A 15351-nucleotide genomic window follows, 5' to 3' on the forward strand; every position below is an offset into this window, starting at 1 on the left:
CCTCATCCCATATAAGGCGGGCGCTGCGAGACTTGGGTTCATGACCTGAGTGTTGCGGCGCCCGAGTTTCTTCTGCATGAATCTTCCGGTCTTTTTCCCGCTTCCCGAAGCGCTGACGCTTGAGGCCGTGGCCCGGCTCAGTGAATCTCAGATTCGCGCGCCATCCGGGCATGATCTGGCCGAGGTGGGGCAGCGCCTCATCAAGGGTGTCGGCACGCTGGATGCCGCCGGGCCGGATGATCTGGTCTTTTGCGATGCGGCCAAGTTTGCCGGGAAGATGCAGAATACCAGGGCAGGGGTCTGCATCACATCGGAGCGTTTTGCTGACAAGGCGCATGAGGATCTGATCCTTTTGATCTCGCCGCGCCCTGCAGCGGCCTTTCTGGCGGTGACCCGCCATCTGTTCCCCTCGGCTTTGCGGCCACAGTCCATTTTCGGGCAGGAAGGCATTGCGCCGGGCGCGCTGGTCCATCCGGCAGCCCAGCTGGAGCCGGGCGTGACGGTAGATCCCGGTGCGGTGATCGGGCCGGGTGTTGAAATCGGCAGTGGCTCTCTGATCTGTGCGGGCGCGGTGATCGGGCCGAATGTGCGGATTGGTCGGAATTGTGCCGTCGGGCCGGGCGCAAGTGTCATTCATGCGCTGCTTGGCAACAATGTCATCATTCACAGTGGGGCGCGGATCGGGGCGGATGGCTTCGGCTACCAGCCCGGCCTTGCGGGCCATGTGAAAGTGCCGCAACTCGGCCGGGTCGTCATTCAGGATGATGTCGAGATCGGCGCCAACACAACGATAGATCGCGGCGCCTTGACCGATACGGTTATTGGTGAGGGCACCAAGATCGATAATCTGGTGCAGATCGCCCACAATGTTGTGATCGGGCGGCATTGCATCATTGTTTCGCAAACGGGTATTTCCGGCTCCACCACGCTGGGTGATTTCGTGATGCTTGGCGGGCAGGTGGGCGTTGTGGGCCACGCCACCATTGGCAGCGGTGCGCAGATTGCGGCATCCAGCAATGTGAAGGGCGATGTGCCCCCAGGTGTGCGCTGGGGAGGCTCGCCGGCCAAGCCTGTGCGTGAGTGGTTCCGTGAAGTGACGGCATTGAAGAATCTTGCTGCCCGGCCGCAAGGTCGGGATTCAGGCAAAGAAGGGGAAGGGACGGGCGAATGAGCGATGCGCTGTCGCAGCAGAATGCTGCCGGAAATGAAGCTGGTGGTGAATTGAAATCACTGGGTTATGCTGACATTCAGCGTGTTCTGGCCTGTCTGCCGCATCGCTATCCGTTCCTGCTGGTTGATCGCGTCGAGCAGATTGATGGCGACCTATCCTGCGTCGGCATCAAGAATGTCACCGCGAACGAGCCGCACTTTCAGGGGCATTTTCCCGGAAATCCGGTGATGCCGGGCGTTCTCATCATTGAAGGCATGGCCCAGACGGCCGGTGTCGTCTGTGTTCTGGCCAAGGAAAGCCAGACGCCGTCTCTCGTCTATTTCATGACGATTGATGAAGCCAAGTTCCGTCGCCCCGTCGTCCCGGGTGATGTGCTGGAATATCATATGACGCGCATCTCGCGCCGCCGCAACATGTGGTGGTATCGGGGTGAGGCGAAGGTTCGGGGCGAGTTGGTGGCCGAGGCGCGGGTCGGCGCCATGATTATGGAGAGCTGATATCGTGCCGAAAATCGACCCCACTGCTCGTGTTGAAAATAGCGCGGGTCTTGCCGACGATGTGGTGATCGGCCCCTATTGCATTATTGGGCCACACGTTGTTCTCGGTGCCGGGGTCCGGTTGCATGCCCATGTGAATATACAGGGCGACACGACGATCGGCGCGGGAACGGAAATCTTTCCGTTTGCCTCTCTTGGCACTCCGCCCCAGTCCATTCACTACAAGGGCGAGAAGACCAGGCTCATCATTGGCGAGAACTGCCATATTCGCGAGCATGTCACCGCCAATATCGGGACCGCGACCGGACGCGGTGAAACCCGTATCGGCAATGGTGTCATGATGATGGTCGGCTCGCATGTGGGGCATGACTGTCTGGTTGGCGATCATGTGATGTTCGCCAACAATGCCACTCTGGCCGGGCATGTGGATGTGGGTGAGCGCACATTTCTGGGCGGGCTGTGCGCTGTCCACCAGTTCACCCGTATCGGCCAGCAATGCATGATTTCCGGCCTTACCGGTGTGCGCGAGGATGTCATTCCCTATGGCAATGTTCTCGGGCAGGCGGGCAAGTTGGTTGGGCTCAATGTCATTGGCATGAAGCGGCGTGGCTTCACGCGAGCCGAGATCCATGAGGCGCGGGCGGTGTATCGCGATCTCTTCTTTGGCGAAGATACGTTTGACGAGCGCCTTGAGCGGGTCCGAGAAAAGGTCTCAACGTCTCCCTTCGCCGCTGCCGTTCTGGCTTTTGTGGATGCGGACCGCAAGCGTGCGCTGTGTCATCCCTCTCGAGGCGTTATCAAGGAGGCCTGAGCCTTGAGCCTGCCTCCCGGCCGTGATGATGCGGCCAATGATGCCCCAAACAGCGCATCTCTTTCCGCGCCTTCCACGCGCGGGCCGCTTGGCATTGTGGCGGGTGGCGGGGCTTTCCCGGCAGCCGTTGCCGAGGCCGCCCGTGCGCAGGGGCGCGAGGTCATCCTGCTTTTGATCCGGGGATTTGCCGACCCGGAGCTGGAACGTTACGAGCATCACTGGTTCCGCATCGGCTCACTGGGCGGGGTCGCCGCCATGGCGCGTGCCCGTGGTGTGAGGGATGTGGTGATGGTTGGCACCGTCACGCGCCCGCGTGTGCGGGATCTGGGGCTGGACTGGACAATGGTGCGGCTGCTGCCGCGCATCGCCCGCCTGTTCCGGGGGGGTGATAACCATCTGCTTTCCGGTGTCGTTCAGCTGGTTTCCGAGCAGGGCTTTCGCATGCTGGGGGCGCATGAAGTGGCCCCCAATCTGTTGCTGCCGGAAGGTGTGCTGGGGGCCCATGCCCCAAGTGAGCAGGACCGTGCCGATATTGCCCATGCCATGAAGCTGCTGAAGGTTCTCAGCCCCTATGATGTGGGGCAGGGTGTTATCGTGGTGGATGGCCTTGTCGCCGCAGTGGAGGCGGCAGAGGGCACCGACAAGATGCTGCACCGTTATGGTGAAATGCGAGCGGCCGGGCGGCTGCGCTTTCCTCCGGGGCGGGGGGTGCTGGTGAAGGCTCCCAAGGCCGGGCAGGATCGGCGCATTGATCTGCCCTCGCTCGGGCCGGATTCCGTTACACGGGCGCAAGAGGCCGGGCTGGCGGGCATCGCTTTTGAAGCGGGCGGAGCCATGGTGCCGGATGTGGTCGGGCTGGTGGAAACGGCGGATGCCGCGGGACTGTTCGTCATGGGTGTGGCGCCTGAGGGGCGCGGGTGATGGAGCAGGCAGGGAAACTCGATATTTCAGCCCCCCGATCCCGTCCGCTTTCCGTATTTATCGTTGCGGGCGAGGAATCCGGCGATCAGCTCGGTGGTGCCCTGATGGAGGCCCTGACCGCCATGGCGGGGGAGGGCGTGCGCTTTCAGGGCGTTGGTGGCACCCGCATGCAGGATGCCGGGCTTGAGGGCCTGTTCCCCATGGAAGACCTCACGGCCATGGGGGTCACCGCTGTTATTGCCAAGCTGCCTTTGATCCTGCGCCGTCTGCGGCAGACTGTGGAAGCGGTTCTGGCCAATCCACCCGATGTGCTGGTGCTGATTGATGCGCCGGACTTCACGCACCGCGTGGCTGCACGGGTGCGGGCGCGGAACCCTAAAATTCCGATCGTCAAATATGTCTCCCCCACCGTCTGGGTCTGGCGGGAAGGCCGGGCGGCGGCCATGCGGCCATATGTGGATGCGCTGCTGGCGCTGTTGCCTTTTGAGCCGGAAGTACATCGTCGTCTTGGTGGACCATCCACCTTTTATGTCGGCCACCCGCTGCTGGACCGGCTGGACACGCTGCGCCCCACGCCGAAGGAGGCCGAGCGGCGGGAGAGTGATCCGCCCTTGCTGCTGGTTCTGCCGGGCAGTCGCAAGCGTGAAATCGAACGACTGATGCCGGATTTCGGGGCCGCATTGGCGCAGGTGGCTCAGCAGCGCCCGCTGGAGATGGTGCTGCCCACCTTGCCGCATCTGCGGGCGAGCGTGGAAAAGGCGATGGCCAACTGGCCGCAAAAGCCCCGCATCATGACGGATGAAGCCGAAAAATATGCCGCCTTCAGGCAGGCGCGCGGCGCGCTGGCGGCCTCTGGCACGGTGACGCTGGAGCTGGCGCTGGCTGGCATTCCCCATGTTGCCGCCTACAAGCTGGGCTGGCTGGAGGCGCAGATTGCCCGCCGCCTGCTGAAGGGCACCACAGTCATTCTGGCCAATCTGGTGATTGGGGAGAATGTGGTCCCCGAGTTTTTGCAGGAATATTGCACCGTGCCTGTGCTGCGGGAAAATGTGCTGGCCATGCTGGCGCAAGGCCCGGAGCGGCAGAGGCAGCTGGAAGCTTTTGCCCGGCTGGATGATATTTTCGGCATTGCCGGCCCCGGGCCCAGCACCCGCGCGGCAGAGGTTGTGCTGAGGCTCGCCCGGCAGGGGCGCTCCCCGGCCTTGCCGCCCCCCTCCAGGGCATAGCCGCCCGCTTTCGGCGCCATCCCCGGTCTTGCCGCACTTAGCCAGGCGCGCCTTCATAAAGTGCTGAAATGGCGGCCATATCCACATCTTCGATGCGGGCCGGCTGCCAGCGCGGATTATGGTCCTTATCCACCACAGCCGCCCGTACGCCCTCCGCATAATCAGCCCTGCGGGAAACCGGCACGCACAGATGCAGTTCGAGCGCGAGAGCGCCGGGAAGATCGATCCGGGCGCCCCGGCGCATATTCTCGAAGGTGAGGGCAAGGCTTGTGGGGCAGCGGGATCTGAGCGTTGCAAGTGTCCGGCTGGCAAACGGCCCCGGTGTGTGCTCCAGCCTCTGGATGATTTCAAGCACCGATGCGGCATTGAAAAAGGCGCTGGCAATATCGGGAATCTGCGGGGCAAGGGCGGAAGGCTCTGGCAGGGGGACAGAAAACTGGTGAATGGCTTCCGCAGCCGGCTGGCCATCAATCAGGGCATTCACCAGCGCGGTATGGCTGGCGCGGGGAACGAAACTGGTGGCGAGGCCCGTCTCCAGTGCCTCCGCAGGGCCGATATATGTTCCCGTGAGCGCAAGATAGGGGCCCACCCCGCTATTGAGGCGCGGAAACAGATAGCTTGAGCCGACATCCGGATAAAAGCCGATCAGGGTTTCCGGCATGGCCATCACCGCCCCTTCGGCAACAACGCGGTGGCCGCCATGCATGGAAATGCCCATGCCCCCGCCCATGCAATAGCCATCGATAAGGGACACATAAGGCTTTGGATAGGCACCGATCAGGCCGCTGAGGCCATATTCGGCGGTGAAGAAGGTCTCCACCTCATCGAATCGCTGCGCCATGCTGGCGGTGCGCAGATGACGGATATCACCACCCGCACAGAAGGCCTTCGGGCTGCTGGAGCGCACCACCACCGCGCTTATGGCATCATCCGCGGCCCATTGCTTCAGCAGCCGGGTGAGGCCCTGCAACATGTCCAGATCCAGCGCATTCAATGTGTGGGGCTTGTCCAGCGTCACGATGGCGGCATGGCCCTGTCGAGAGACCGTGAGACCCGAAACAGCCTGCTGGGCGGACATGTCGGCACTCCCTTCAGTGATGGCGCAAATACGCTGATGGGGAGATCATAAGCCGTTCAGGCCGCAGGAACAGGGCGCGCGACCAGAAGATGCAAAAAAGGGCGCGGCCGGAAGGTCACGCCCTTTTTCAGATATCACCAATCAGGTTTCAGGCCGCAGCCTTCAACCTGCCCGCTCCATCAGGAACGGACTTTCCATCAGGAACGCTTGGCCATGTCCACATAGTCGCGCTGCGGTGCGCCGGTATAGAGCTGGCGCGGGCGACCGATACGCTGGCCCGGATCCTCGATCATTTCCTTCCACTGGCCAATCCAGCCCACGGTGCGGGCCAGGGCGAACAGCACGGTGAACATGGAGGTGGGGAAGCCCATCGCCTTCAGCGTGATGCCGGAATAGAAATCGATGTTCGGATACAGCTTCTTCTCGACGAAATAATCGTCGTGCAGCGCAATGCGCTCCAGTTCCACGGCGACGTCGAGCAGCGGGTCATCCTTGATGCCCAGCTCGTTCAGCACTTCGTGGCAGGTCTGCTGCATGATCTTGGCGCGCGGATCATAATTCTTGTAGACCCGGTGGCCGAAGCCCATGAGGCGGAAGGGATCATTCTTGTCCTTCGCGCGGGCGATATATTCGGGGATACGATCCACCGAGCCGATTTCGGCCAGCATCTTCAGTGCGGCTTCATTGGCGCCGCCATGGGCGGGCCCCCACAGACAGGCAATGCCCGCGGCGATACAGGCGAACGGGTTGGCCCCGGAGGAGCCGGCCAGACGCACGGTGGAGGTGGAGGCATTCTGCTCGTGATCGGCATGGAGGATGAAGATCCGGTCCATGGCGCGGGCGAGAATGGGGTTCACCTTGTAGTCCTCGCATGGCACGGCAAAGCACATGGAGAGGAAGTTGGCGGTGTAGTCCAGATCGTTGCGCGGATACACGAAGGGCTGGCCGACCGAATATTTGTAGGCCATGGCGGCCAGGGTCGGGATCTTCGCGATCATGCGGATCGAAGCGATGAGACGCTGCTTCGGGTCCGAGATGTCTGTGGAGTCGTGATAGAAGGCGGACAGTGCGCCGACCGAGGCCACCATGATGGCCATGGGGTGAGCATCACGCCGGAAACCATGGAAGAAGCGGTTCATCTGCTCGTGAACCATGGTGTGGTAGGTCACGGAGCGGTCGAATTCGGCCTTCTGGGCGGCGGTGGGAAGTTCACCATAGAGCAGGAGATAGCAGGTCTCCAGAAAGTCGCCGTTCTCGGCAAGCTGCTCGATGGGATAGCCGCGATAGAGCAGAACACCCTTGTCACCATCAATATAGGTGATCTTGCTTTCGCAGGAGGCCGTGGAGGTGAAGCCGGGGTCGTAGGTGAACATCCCGGTCTGGCCATACAGCTTGGAGATGTCGACTACATCGGGGCCAATGGTTCCCCCGTGGATCGGCAGATCCCAGCTTTTCTCGCCTAGGCTAAGCTTGGCGGCTTTGGCACCGGTGTCATTGGTGGCGTCCATGGATCCCTCATCCTTTGGGTGGACTCATCAGCGCATTTCGCAGGAGCGAAGCGCCATCGTGCAGTCCTAACCCCTCCCCAATTTTGCCGCAAGCGTGACCCGTCTCCATTATTTGGCAAGTCGGTGTAACCTCGCGGCGGCGAGATCTTCGGCTGAATTGATATTGAAGAAGGGGTCGCCGGCTTCCCCATCCCAGCACTCCGATACGACCTGCAGCGCCTGAAGGATAGCCCCAACTTTCCGGTTACCCGTTTCAAGCGCCGCATGTAACGGTTCACGCGCACTGGCGGGCCAGATTGCGATGACATGATGATTCTGTCCGTTGGAAGCCGCACAGGTCACACGTCCGCTGCGTTGATAGCCCAGCATGAGGCGCGAGACGAGGTTTTCCGGCAAAAAGGGTGTATCGGCGGGCACGGTGAGCAAGGGGGTGCCCGGCGCTTCCCGCGCGATCCACTCCAGCCCGGCCAGAACCCCGGCCAGCGGGCCAGGGCGATCGGGCATGCTGTCCGCGATCACGGGAAGGCCAAAGGGCTGAAAAAGCTCGGGCGGATCATTGGCATTGATGGCCAGCCGCGCCACCTGCGGGCGCACGCGTTCCACCACATGGGCAATCAGCGGCTGCGTCTCCAGCATGACGAGCGGCTTGAGGCGCGGGTGGGGCGCAGGCCCATTCCGCTCCAGGCCCGCCTGCATGCGGCGGCCATGGCCACCAGCGAGAATCAGGCCGAATGGAAGGGGCGGGGGCATCATGTCCTCCAGATAGCAAAATGGGCGGGAACTGTCCCGCCCACTTCATTCCGGTGCATGCAAGGTCTTGCGGGCCAGCGGGGTTCAGTCCCCCACGGGTCTTGGCGTATCGGAACTGCGCGCCGGGGCGAGCCAGCGGGGCAGGAAGGGGGCCATTTTCGCATGCAGGGCCCGCCAGAAGGCGTAATCATTGAAGCGGGAGGACTCAAACAGGCCAATGCCCGCGGCGGCCACATAGGGCAGGCTCTGCACCATCAGCGCCATGGCGTAGAGATTGATTTCACGCGTATCGTGCCAGTTGGTGTAAACCAGCACCACGCCGGCGATCAGCAGGCAGGAGCCGATGACGGCTTCCGGCAGGGCCGGGAAAGAGCGGGCCGCGCCCGCAAGCCAGGTATTGCCCTTCGCCGTGCGGGCAAAGGCGAGATCCTTGTAGCGGAAGCCATCCAGCACCGCCTTGGCGACGGTGAACTGCACGGCGCTGGCCACAATGGCCGCGCCGATCATCCGCAGGGGCGTGGTGCGCACGCGCAGCCGGTACAGGCTGATGAAGTGCAGGGCATAGACCAGAAAGGTCGCCACGATAGGCAGGGTCAGCACATAGGCCGGCACGGAAATGCCCAGAAACAGCACGAAGGGCACGAAGAGCAGCGAAGCCAGCGCCACGGCAGCGCCCACTGATTCTGCGCCCAGCCATGACATCCAGCCCAGCACGAAATGCCGCTTCTGGGCCGCCGTGAGCTGGGAGTTGCCCGGCAGGAAGCGGCGCCAGTGCTTCTTGATGATCTGCGTGCCACCATAGGCCCAGCGATGGCGCTGCTTCTTGAAGGCCTCGAAGCTGTCCGGCAGCAGGCCCCAGCCATAGCGGCGGGCGGTGTAATGGGTCTTCCAGCCATGTTCGGCGATGGTCAGGCCCAGATCCGTATCTTCGCAGATGGTGTCGGAAGACCAGTTGCCAGCCTGCTCCATGGCGGCGCGGCGAATGAGGCACATGGTGCCATGCACCACCACCGCGTCATCCTCATTGCGCTGCACCATGCCAATATCGAAGAAACCGGCATATTCCGCATTCATCGCCTGATGCAGCGGGCTGAGATGGCCATCGCGATGATCCTGCGGGGCTTGGACGAGGCCGACGGTGGGGTCCTCGAAAACCGGCACCAGATTCTTCAGCCAGTCCGGGCTCACCACATAGTCGGCATCGATGATGCCGATGATTTCAGCATCCTGCGCCGTCTGCTCCAGCGCAATGCGCAGGGCACCGGCCTTGAAGCCTGAAACCTTCTCGGCATTGATGAACTTGAACCGGCTTCCCAGCGCCGCACAGTGGGCGCGGATGGGCTCCACCATCTCCGGGTCGGGCGTGTTGTTGATGATGATGATGCATTCGAGATTCGGCCATTCCAGCCGGGCGAGGGCATCAATCGTCTGCTTCAGCATCTCCGGCGGCTCGCGATAGGCGGGCACATGGATGGAGACCTTGGGGAAGCGGGTGGGGTCTGGCAGCTTCTGCTGGTCCAGCAGGCGCTTGGGGCCGCGACCGAAGGCAAAGGTCGCCAGCTCCTCGATACGGTAGAGGATCACGAACACCAGCGGCACCAGCATCACGACACAAAGCGCCAGCGTGAAATAGTCACCGCCGGAAACATAATGGGTGAGCCAGTACTCGGCCACCAGCGCGAGCCAGGAGGCAACCGCATTGGCCGAGATGGCCAGCGCCAGCCCCTGCACGAAGGTGGGGCCCTTCAGCCACAGCAGCGGCAGGGTGAACAGAACGCCCAGCACCAGCGCCATGATGGTGGTCTGCGTGTAGGAGCGCTCGACAATCGGGCCGGTGAAGGGGAATTTCAGGTTCCGGTCCGCATCGAAGATGCCCCAGTACTGGCCGACCGAGCCTTCGAAATTCTTCCAGGGCGAATCAAAGGATTCGATGATGTTGTATTCGATGCCCAGCGCATCGGCACGGGCGATGAAGTCGCGCAGGATCTTGGCCTGCTCCACCTGCCCGGGCACCGAGGCATCGCGGTTGAAGCCGCTGGAGGGCCAGCCGAATTCGCCGATGACAATACGCTTGCCGGGATAGGCCGCGCGCAGGCGGTTATAGGCATTGACCGTATAATCGACCACCTGGTTGGCCGGCACACCCTCCCAATAGGGCAGGATATGCGCCAGAATATAATCCACCGAGGAGGCCAGTTCCGGCTCATCCAGCCATGTGTTCCAGATTTCGCCCGTGGTGACGGGCACATTGACCTGCCGCTTGACCTGACGGATGAGCGCCGCCATTTCCGGGCCGGTCTTTTCCGCGCGCAACACCGTCTCATTGCCCACGACGATGCTTGAGACATTCCGGTTCGCCCTGGCGATGGCGACGACATTCTCCAGCTCGCGGGTATTGCGCTCCTCGCGCTTGTCGATCCAGGCGCCAACGGAAACCTTGAGCCCATGCTCCGCCGCCAGCGGGGCCACCTGCTCGATGCCGCCCGTGGAGGCATAGGTGCGGACAGCCTGCGTGTAGGGCGCCACGACCTTCAGATCATTCCGAATTTGCTCGGTATTGGTCGGCGTGCCCTTTTCCGGGTCCATATAGCGGCCGTAGGGGGCAAAGGAGAGGCTTTGCACCTGTCCGGTAATATCGGGAGCGTGCACCTCCGGCCGCATCAGATACCAGAGCAGCGCGCTCAGGGACGAGGCAATGATGATGACCGCTGCCGCAACAGCAAGACCCTTACGCATGGCCGACCCGCTCAACAGGGAGATGGTCCTGCCCCCGAAATGTCGTGCGCAGGACTGAAAGATGTATGGGCGGCGTCATCTGGGTGCCGTCGCCCGAAACCATTGTGCTGGCCGCAACGCAAGGGTGCGCCCGCCGTTCCGCATACAGGACTAGCGCCTGACTGTGGCGGGGTTTCGGCGCCCCTGCGGCCTGCGGGTGACTATTCCTTACTGGCGGGGATCCTGTGGCGGGGCATCTTCCGCAGGGGTAGCGGGTGCGGCTTCCGGCGGGGGAGTCTGGGGGGCGATGGCGGGGGTGAAGTCCGGGTTCACCCAGCACTGGTGCACCCGCCCGGCCAGCCGCTCCTGCGCCTTCGGGTCCATATGGCCCTGCCGCACGAGGCAGCGGAAGGTCAGCTTCAGATGCTCGGTGGGGCAGCCGAAGCGCTCATAAAGCGCCAGATGGCGGCTCGCGGTATCCAGATCATCACGCCAGAGCAAGGCCGCGATCCGCCGTCCACCCCATACGCATTCCGGCAGGCCCGCCGTGCCCGGCAGCTTGGCGGCCTCGTCATATTCCTCGATGGTGCGGCGCTGGATCTCCTGCAGGATCTTCTCCTCCGGGCTCTGCTGCTGCACCGGCTGCTGGGGAGCATTGGGCACACTGGCCTGGTTCTGCGCCAGGGCAGGTGAGCTGATGCCGGAAGCGAAAACGAAAGCCGCACATGCAACCGCAGTTGCGCCAGCCAGATGCGAAATTCGGAAGCGTTGCATGAGATCCATATTCTGCTGGAGATACAAGGCGTGCACCTACTATAATAACTCTAGGAGATGCGCGTGAATTTGTCAGCATGACGGCATAACCCGCCTTCTGTACCCGACTTTTCGCATCTGCGGCTTCACAGTGCCCTTTTGAAGCTCTATTTGCCCGCCAGACAGATCGTTTGGGTTCAGGAGCGGGGTTCTCCGCCTGTTTCGCCCCCATTCTTACACGCAGAGCTTTAATCAGGAGTTTTCATGCTGTCTGCCGCGCGCCTGCCGCTCCTGCTCGCCCTTGTGGTTGCCGGGCTCGTTTCGGGGTTATGGGCATGGCTGGGCCAGCCGGTTCACATGCCTGCCACAAGCCATGGGCCGGAGCAGAAACTGCCTTGCGTTTCCTATGCGCCCTTCCGCGATGACCAGTCGCCTTTCATCAAGGATCTGGTGATTTCCGAGGCGCAGATCGATGAGGACATGGCGCAGCTCGCCAGGATCACCTCCTGCGTGCGCACCTATTCCATCGAGATGGGGCTGGACAAGGTTCCGCACATTGCCCGCAAGCATGGGCTGGAGGTGCTGCAGGGCATCTGGCTGGGCGCGGAGAAGGACCGCAACCGCGAGGAGGTGGAGATTGCCACCACCCTTGCGCGCGAGAATCCGGATGTGGTGAAGGCGGTCATCGTTGGCAATGAGGTGCTGCTGCGGGGCGAGATGTCTCCCACCGACCTTGCCGCCACCATTCGCGATGTGAAGTCGAAAGTGGGCGATGTGCCCGTGACTTATGCCGATGTGTGGGAGTTCTGGGAGCGCAACAAGGCGCTGACCCAGGATGTGGATTTCGTCACCATCCATATCCTGCCCTATTGGGAGGACCTGCCGGTTTCTGCCGATGAGGCAGGGGCGCATATCGATTCCATCCGCCAGAAAATGGCGGAGGAGTTTCCGGGCAAGGAAATCCTTATCGGTGAAACCGGCTGGCCTTCCTCCGGCCGCATGCGCGAGGGGGCTCTGCCTTCCCCCTCCAATCAGGCGCGGGTGGTGCAGGATGTGCTGACCCTGGCCGAAAAGCGCGGCTATCGGGTCAATCTGATCGAGGCCTTCGACCAGCCCTGGAAGCGCCGCAGCGAGGGCACGGTGGGCGGTCATTGGGGCATTATTGATTCTTCAAACCGCGAGGCGAAATTCGCCTGGGGCCAGCCGGTGGAGGATTTCCCGGGCTGGCGCATGCATATCGGTGTGGGAATCGCCGCTGTCATCGCTGCCTTTGGGGCGGCGGCGCTGGCCGGGCGCGGGCGTGAGGGAGGCGTGCGCAACGGTGAATGGTTCGCCATCGCCCTTGTTGCCCTTGCCAGCGGCGCAACGCTGGGGGTTGCTCTTTCCGCCCTGCCGCTGGAAAGCCTTGGCATCACCGGCTGGGTGCGCAATGGCGCCTTTTTCGCTCTGGCTGTCCTGAGCGTGGGGGTGGTGCCGGCGGTGATCGCCCGCGGGCAGGGCCTTGCACCGATGGCTGTCGCGCTTTCGGGGGATTTGCGGGCGATGGCGCGTCCTGCCGCTGTCATCTCGGCCCTGATGCTTGCCTTGGGTGTTGCAGCCGTGGGCGTCGCCACGCTCGAACTGGTGTTCAGCCCGCGCTACAAGGATTTCCCGATCTATTCGCTGACAGGCGTTGTGGTCGCCCTGCTGGCCGGCGCTCTGGCGCATCGACCGGTGCGTGAGGGCGCGGGGATGGCCGAGCAGGCCAGCTTCTGGGGCTTCCTGCTGGCCGGCTTCTATATTCCGCTCAATGAGACGCTGGCGAACTGGCAGGCCCTGTGGTTCGGCCTGCTGTGCCTGCTGCTTGCGCTCACGCTGTGGCGGGTCCGCTCCGCGCGAACGAAAGGATGAGCAGCATCACCGCCAGCGCGCCGGCGATTTCATTATGAAACACCAGTGCGCAGGCGGAAAACACCAGCGCCACGGCAAAGGCGGCGAGGGAAGGGGCAATGAGATGCACCACAGCCGCCGCCAGCGCGATCATTCCGAAGATGGACCATTCCATCAGCACCAGCACGGCAGAGCGCGCATAGCAGCCCGCGCTCTGCAGGCCCGCATCACAGGCCAGCCGTACCAGAGCTGGCTCCACCATCATGTAGCGCATGTACAAGGCCCAGCCGAGCGTGCCCATGCCCAGTGGAATCAGCCAGTTGAGGCTGCGCGGGCCGGGGCGGAACAAGGTGTGGCCCGGTTGTGAGGTCTGTGTCATATGCTCAACTCAACTCGAAATGCTGGCAGGGCTGATTAAGGTGCACGGACGTTCGCGTCCAGTTGCATGGCACTGTGGCTTTCACGAAATCTGAACGGCATGCACGGCATTCTGATGGCGACTGTCTCATGAGTGCCGCAGCTATGGTGGAGAATTTTACATGAGTGATCGCAGCCTGCTCGTCATCATTCTGGCCGCCGGTGAAGGCACGCGCATGGCCTCGCGCCTGCCCAAGGTTCTTCATCAGGTTGCCGGCTGGAGCATGCTGCGCCATGTGCTCACCACCACCCGCAAGGCCGGCGCCACCCGCACTGCCGTCGTCATCGGTCCGGATCGTGAGGATGTGGCGGCCGAAGCCTTGCGCGTCATCCCGGATGCGCAGGTTTTCGTGCAGCATGAGCGCCTTGGCACAGCCCATGCCGTGCTGGCCGCGCGCGCCGCGCTGGCCGAGGGGGTGGATGATGTGCTGGTGCTTTATGCCGATACCCCGCTCATTCGCCCGGAAACACTGCAGGCCCTGCGCGCGCCGCTGGCGGAAGGCGCGGCTGTCGCAGCGCTTGGTTTCCGTCCGCAGGACCCGACCGGCTATGGACGCCTGCTCACAGATGGTGAGGCTCTTCTCGCCATTCGTGAGGAAAAGGACGCCAGTGCCGCGGAAAAGGCGGTCAATTTCTGCAATGCCGGCCTTATGGCTCTCTCGGGCGCCCATGCCTTGCGGCTGCTGGAGGGAATTGGCAATGCCAATGCCAAGGGCGAATATTATCTCACCGATGCCGTGGAGCTTGCCCGCGCGGATGGCCTGAAGGTGGTGGCGACCGAGGCCGATGTGGATGAGGTTGCAGGCGTCAACAGCCGCATCCAGCTGGCCGAGGCTGAGGCCATTCTTCAGCAGCGCCTGCGCCGGGCCGCCATGGCGGGCGGGGCTACGCTGATTGCGCCGGAAACCGTGTTCCTCAGCGCCGATACCATGCTGGGCCGCGATGTCATCATTGAGCCGCACGTGGTTTTCGGCCCCGGTGTCAGCGTGGGGGATGATACGGTCATCCACGCCTTCTCGCATCTGGCGGGCGCGCAGGTGGGCGCCGGCGTCACTATTGGCCCCTATGCCCGCCTGCGTCCCGGATCTCGGATCGACGAGGGCGCGAAGATCGGCAATTTCGTGGAGACCAAGGCCGCTCATATCGAGGCGGGGGCGAAGGTCAATCACCTCTCCTATATCGGTGATGCGCATGTGGGCGCGCGTTCCAATCTGGGGGCGGGCACCATCACCTGCAATTATGACGGCTTCGGCAAATACCGCACCGAGATCGGGCCGGATGCCTTTGTGGGCGTGAACAGTGCTCTGGTTGCGCCGGTTTCGATCGGGGCGGGGGCCTTTATCGGCACCGGTTCGGTGGTGACCAGCGATGTGCCGGCCGATGCACTGGCGCTGGCCCGCAGCCGGCAGGTGGTGAAGGAAGGCTGGGCGCGGGACTTCAGGGCCTTCAAGAGCGCACAGGTGAAACCGCGCTGATTCCCTTGAGTGACAGAAACGGCAAGATGAATTGATTCCTCCGTCGGAGGTGTTGCCGGTAGAGAAGGTAAAGGCTGCTGCCCTGATTCCCCTGAGGCGCGGCCGGCAAGTGGTGGAGCTTTGGCCTATGTGTGGGATTGTCGGTATTCTCGGGAAGGGT

The 15351-nt window shown here is 62.8% G+C and carries 13 protein-coding genes; 7 read left to right on the forward strand and 6 right to left on the reverse strand.

Translation table 11 applies throughout. From position 1 onward, the window contains the following. Window positions 1-76 precede the first annotated feature (76 nt). Genes lpxD through lpxB form a run of 5 tightly spaced genes read left to right on the forward strand, consistent with a single transcriptional unit; the run spans window position 77 to window position 4626 of the window. Window positions 77-1171 carry a UDP-3-O-(3-hydroxymyristoyl)glucosamine N-acyltransferase gene (gene lpxD / locus ACT6QG_RS10055; protein WP_444977406.1) on the forward strand — a complete coding sequence of 365 codons (1095 nt, stop codon included), beginning with the start codon at window positions 77-79 and terminating at the stop codon, window positions 1169-1171. Further along, window positions 1168-1668, forward strand: coding sequence for a 3-hydroxyacyl-ACP dehydratase FabZ (gene fabZ, locus ACT6QG_RS10060; protein ID WP_444977407.1), 501 nt, complete (start codon window positions 1168-1170; stop codon window positions 1666-1668). Before lpxD ends, fabZ begins: the two co-directional genes overlap by 4 nt. Window positions 1669-1672: 4 nt before the next feature. Continuing rightward, window positions 1673-2479 (forward strand): acyl-ACP--UDP-N-acetylglucosamine O-acyltransferase, encoded by an 807-nt coding sequence (gene lpxA / locus ACT6QG_RS10065; RefSeq protein WP_444977408.1) that lies wholly within the window; start codon window positions 1673-1675, stop codon window positions 2477-2479. Window positions 2480-2482: 3 nt separating this feature from the next. Further along, window positions 2483-3400 (forward strand): LpxI family protein, encoded by a 918-nt coding sequence (locus ACT6QG_RS10070; protein ID WP_444977409.1) that lies wholly within the window; start codon window positions 2483-2485, stop codon window positions 3398-3400. Beyond that, complete coding sequence (lpxB, locus tag ACT6QG_RS10075) at window positions 3400-4626, forward strand: lipid-A-disaccharide synthase (RefSeq protein WP_444977410.1); 1227 nt, start codon at window positions 3400-3402, stop codon at window positions 4624-4626. Before ACT6QG_RS10070 ends, lpxB begins: the two co-directional genes overlap by 1 nt. A 37-nt stretch (window positions 4627-4663) precedes the next feature. Here lpxB and ACT6QG_RS10080 read toward each other — a convergent pair whose 3' ends face one another. The 5 genes from ACT6QG_RS10080 to ACT6QG_RS10100 form a co-directional block, all read right to left on the reverse strand. Continuing rightward, a complete protein-coding gene (locus ACT6QG_RS10080; RefSeq protein ID WP_444977411.1) occupies window positions 4664-5704 on the reverse strand; it encodes an enoyl-CoA hydratase/isomerase family protein in 1041 nt (346 codons plus the stop codon). 197 nt (window positions 5705-5901) lie between these two features. Then, window positions 5902-7212: a citrate synthase gene (gene gltA / locus ACT6QG_RS10085; protein WP_444977412.1), complete on the reverse strand. Its 1311-nt coding sequence runs from the start codon at window positions 7210-7212 to the stop codon at window positions 5902-5904. A 108-nt stretch (window positions 7213-7320) separates the two neighbouring features. Next, complete coding sequence (gene mobA / locus ACT6QG_RS10090) at window positions 7321-7965, reverse strand: molybdenum cofactor guanylyltransferase MobA (protein WP_444977413.1); 645 nt, start codon at window positions 7963-7965, stop codon at window positions 7321-7323. Between the two features lie 81 nt (window positions 7966-8046). Next, window positions 8047-10698 (reverse strand): glycosyltransferase, encoded by a 2652-nt coding sequence (locus ACT6QG_RS10095; RefSeq protein WP_444977414.1) that lies wholly within the window; start codon window positions 10696-10698, stop codon window positions 8047-8049. Window positions 10699-10905: 207 nt separating this feature from the next. Then, complete coding sequence (locus tag ACT6QG_RS10100) at window positions 10906-11451, reverse strand: hypothetical protein (protein ID WP_444977415.1); 546 nt, start codon at window positions 11449-11451, stop codon at window positions 10906-10908. 243 nt (window positions 11452-11694) lie between these two features. Between ACT6QG_RS10100 and ACT6QG_RS10105 the strand changes: the two genes are divergently transcribed. Then, window positions 11695-13320, forward strand: a complete 1626-nt coding sequence (locus ACT6QG_RS10105; RefSeq protein ID WP_444977416.1) for a glycoside hydrolase family 17 protein — start codon at window positions 11695-11697, stop codon at window positions 13318-13320. On the opposite strand, the gene ACT6QG_RS10110 is transcribed toward ACT6QG_RS10105, so the two are convergent. Then, on the reverse strand, window positions 13280-13678 hold the full coding sequence (locus ACT6QG_RS10110; protein ID WP_444977417.1) for a hypothetical protein: 399 nt from the start codon (window positions 13676-13678) through the stop codon (window positions 13280-13282). The genes ACT6QG_RS10105 and ACT6QG_RS10110 overlap by 41 nt on opposite strands. Before the next feature lie 160 nt (window positions 13679-13838). Between ACT6QG_RS10110 and glmU the strand changes: the two genes are divergently transcribed. Then, a complete protein-coding gene (glmU, locus tag ACT6QG_RS10115) occupies window positions 13839-15191 on the forward strand; it encodes a bifunctional UDP-N-acetylglucosamine diphosphorylase/glucosamine-1-phosphate N-acetyltransferase GlmU (protein WP_444977418.1) in 1353 nt (450 codons plus the stop codon). Window positions 15192-15351 lie beyond the last annotated feature (160 nt).

It is taken from the genome of Haloleucobacter ellipsoideus (genome assembly GCF_052491725.1).

Bases quoted from the DNA above. Each gene is read 5' to 3' on its own strand.
- ACT6QG_RS10105 (WP_444977416.1), top strand. From the start codon at position 11,695: ATGCTGTCTGCCGCGCGCCTGCCGCTCCTGCTCGCCCTTGTGGTTGCC.
- ACT6QG_RS10100 (WP_444977415.1), bottom strand. From the start codon at position 11,451: ATGCAACGCTTCCGAATTTCGCATCTGGCTGGCGCAACTGCGGTTGCA.
- ACT6QG_RS10110 (WP_444977417.1), bottom strand. From the start codon at position 13,678: ATGACACAGACCTCACAACCGGGCCACACCTTGTTCCGCCCCGGCCCG.
- lpxB (WP_444977410.1), top strand. From the start codon at position 3,400: ATGGAGCAGGCAGGGAAACTCGATATTTCAGCCCCCCGATCCCGTCCG.
- lpxD (WP_444977406.1), top strand. From the start codon at position 77: ATGAATCTTCCGGTCTTTTTCCCGCTTCCCGAAGCGCTGACGCTTGAG.
- fabZ (WP_444977407.1), top strand. From the start codon at position 1,168: ATGAGCGATGCGCTGTCGCAGCAGAATGCTGCCGGAAATGAAGCTGGT.
- ACT6QG_RS10095 (WP_444977414.1), bottom strand. From the start codon at position 10,698: ATGCGTAAGGGTCTTGCTGTTGCGGCAGCGGTCATCATCATTGCCTCG.
- glmU (WP_444977418.1), top strand. From the start codon at position 13,839: ATGAGTGATCGCAGCCTGCTCGTCATCATTCTGGCCGCCGGTGAAGGC.
- gltA (WP_444977412.1), bottom strand. From the start codon at position 7,212: ATGGACGCCACCAATGACACCGGTGCCAAAGCCGCCAAGCTTAGCCTA.
- mobA (WP_444977413.1), bottom strand. From the start codon at position 7,965: ATGATGCCCCCGCCCCTTCCATTCGGCCTGATTCTCGCTGGTGGCCAT.
- ACT6QG_RS10080 (WP_444977411.1), bottom strand. From the start codon at position 5,704: ATGTCCGCCCAGCAGGCTGTTTCGGGTCTCACGGTCTCTCGACAGGGC.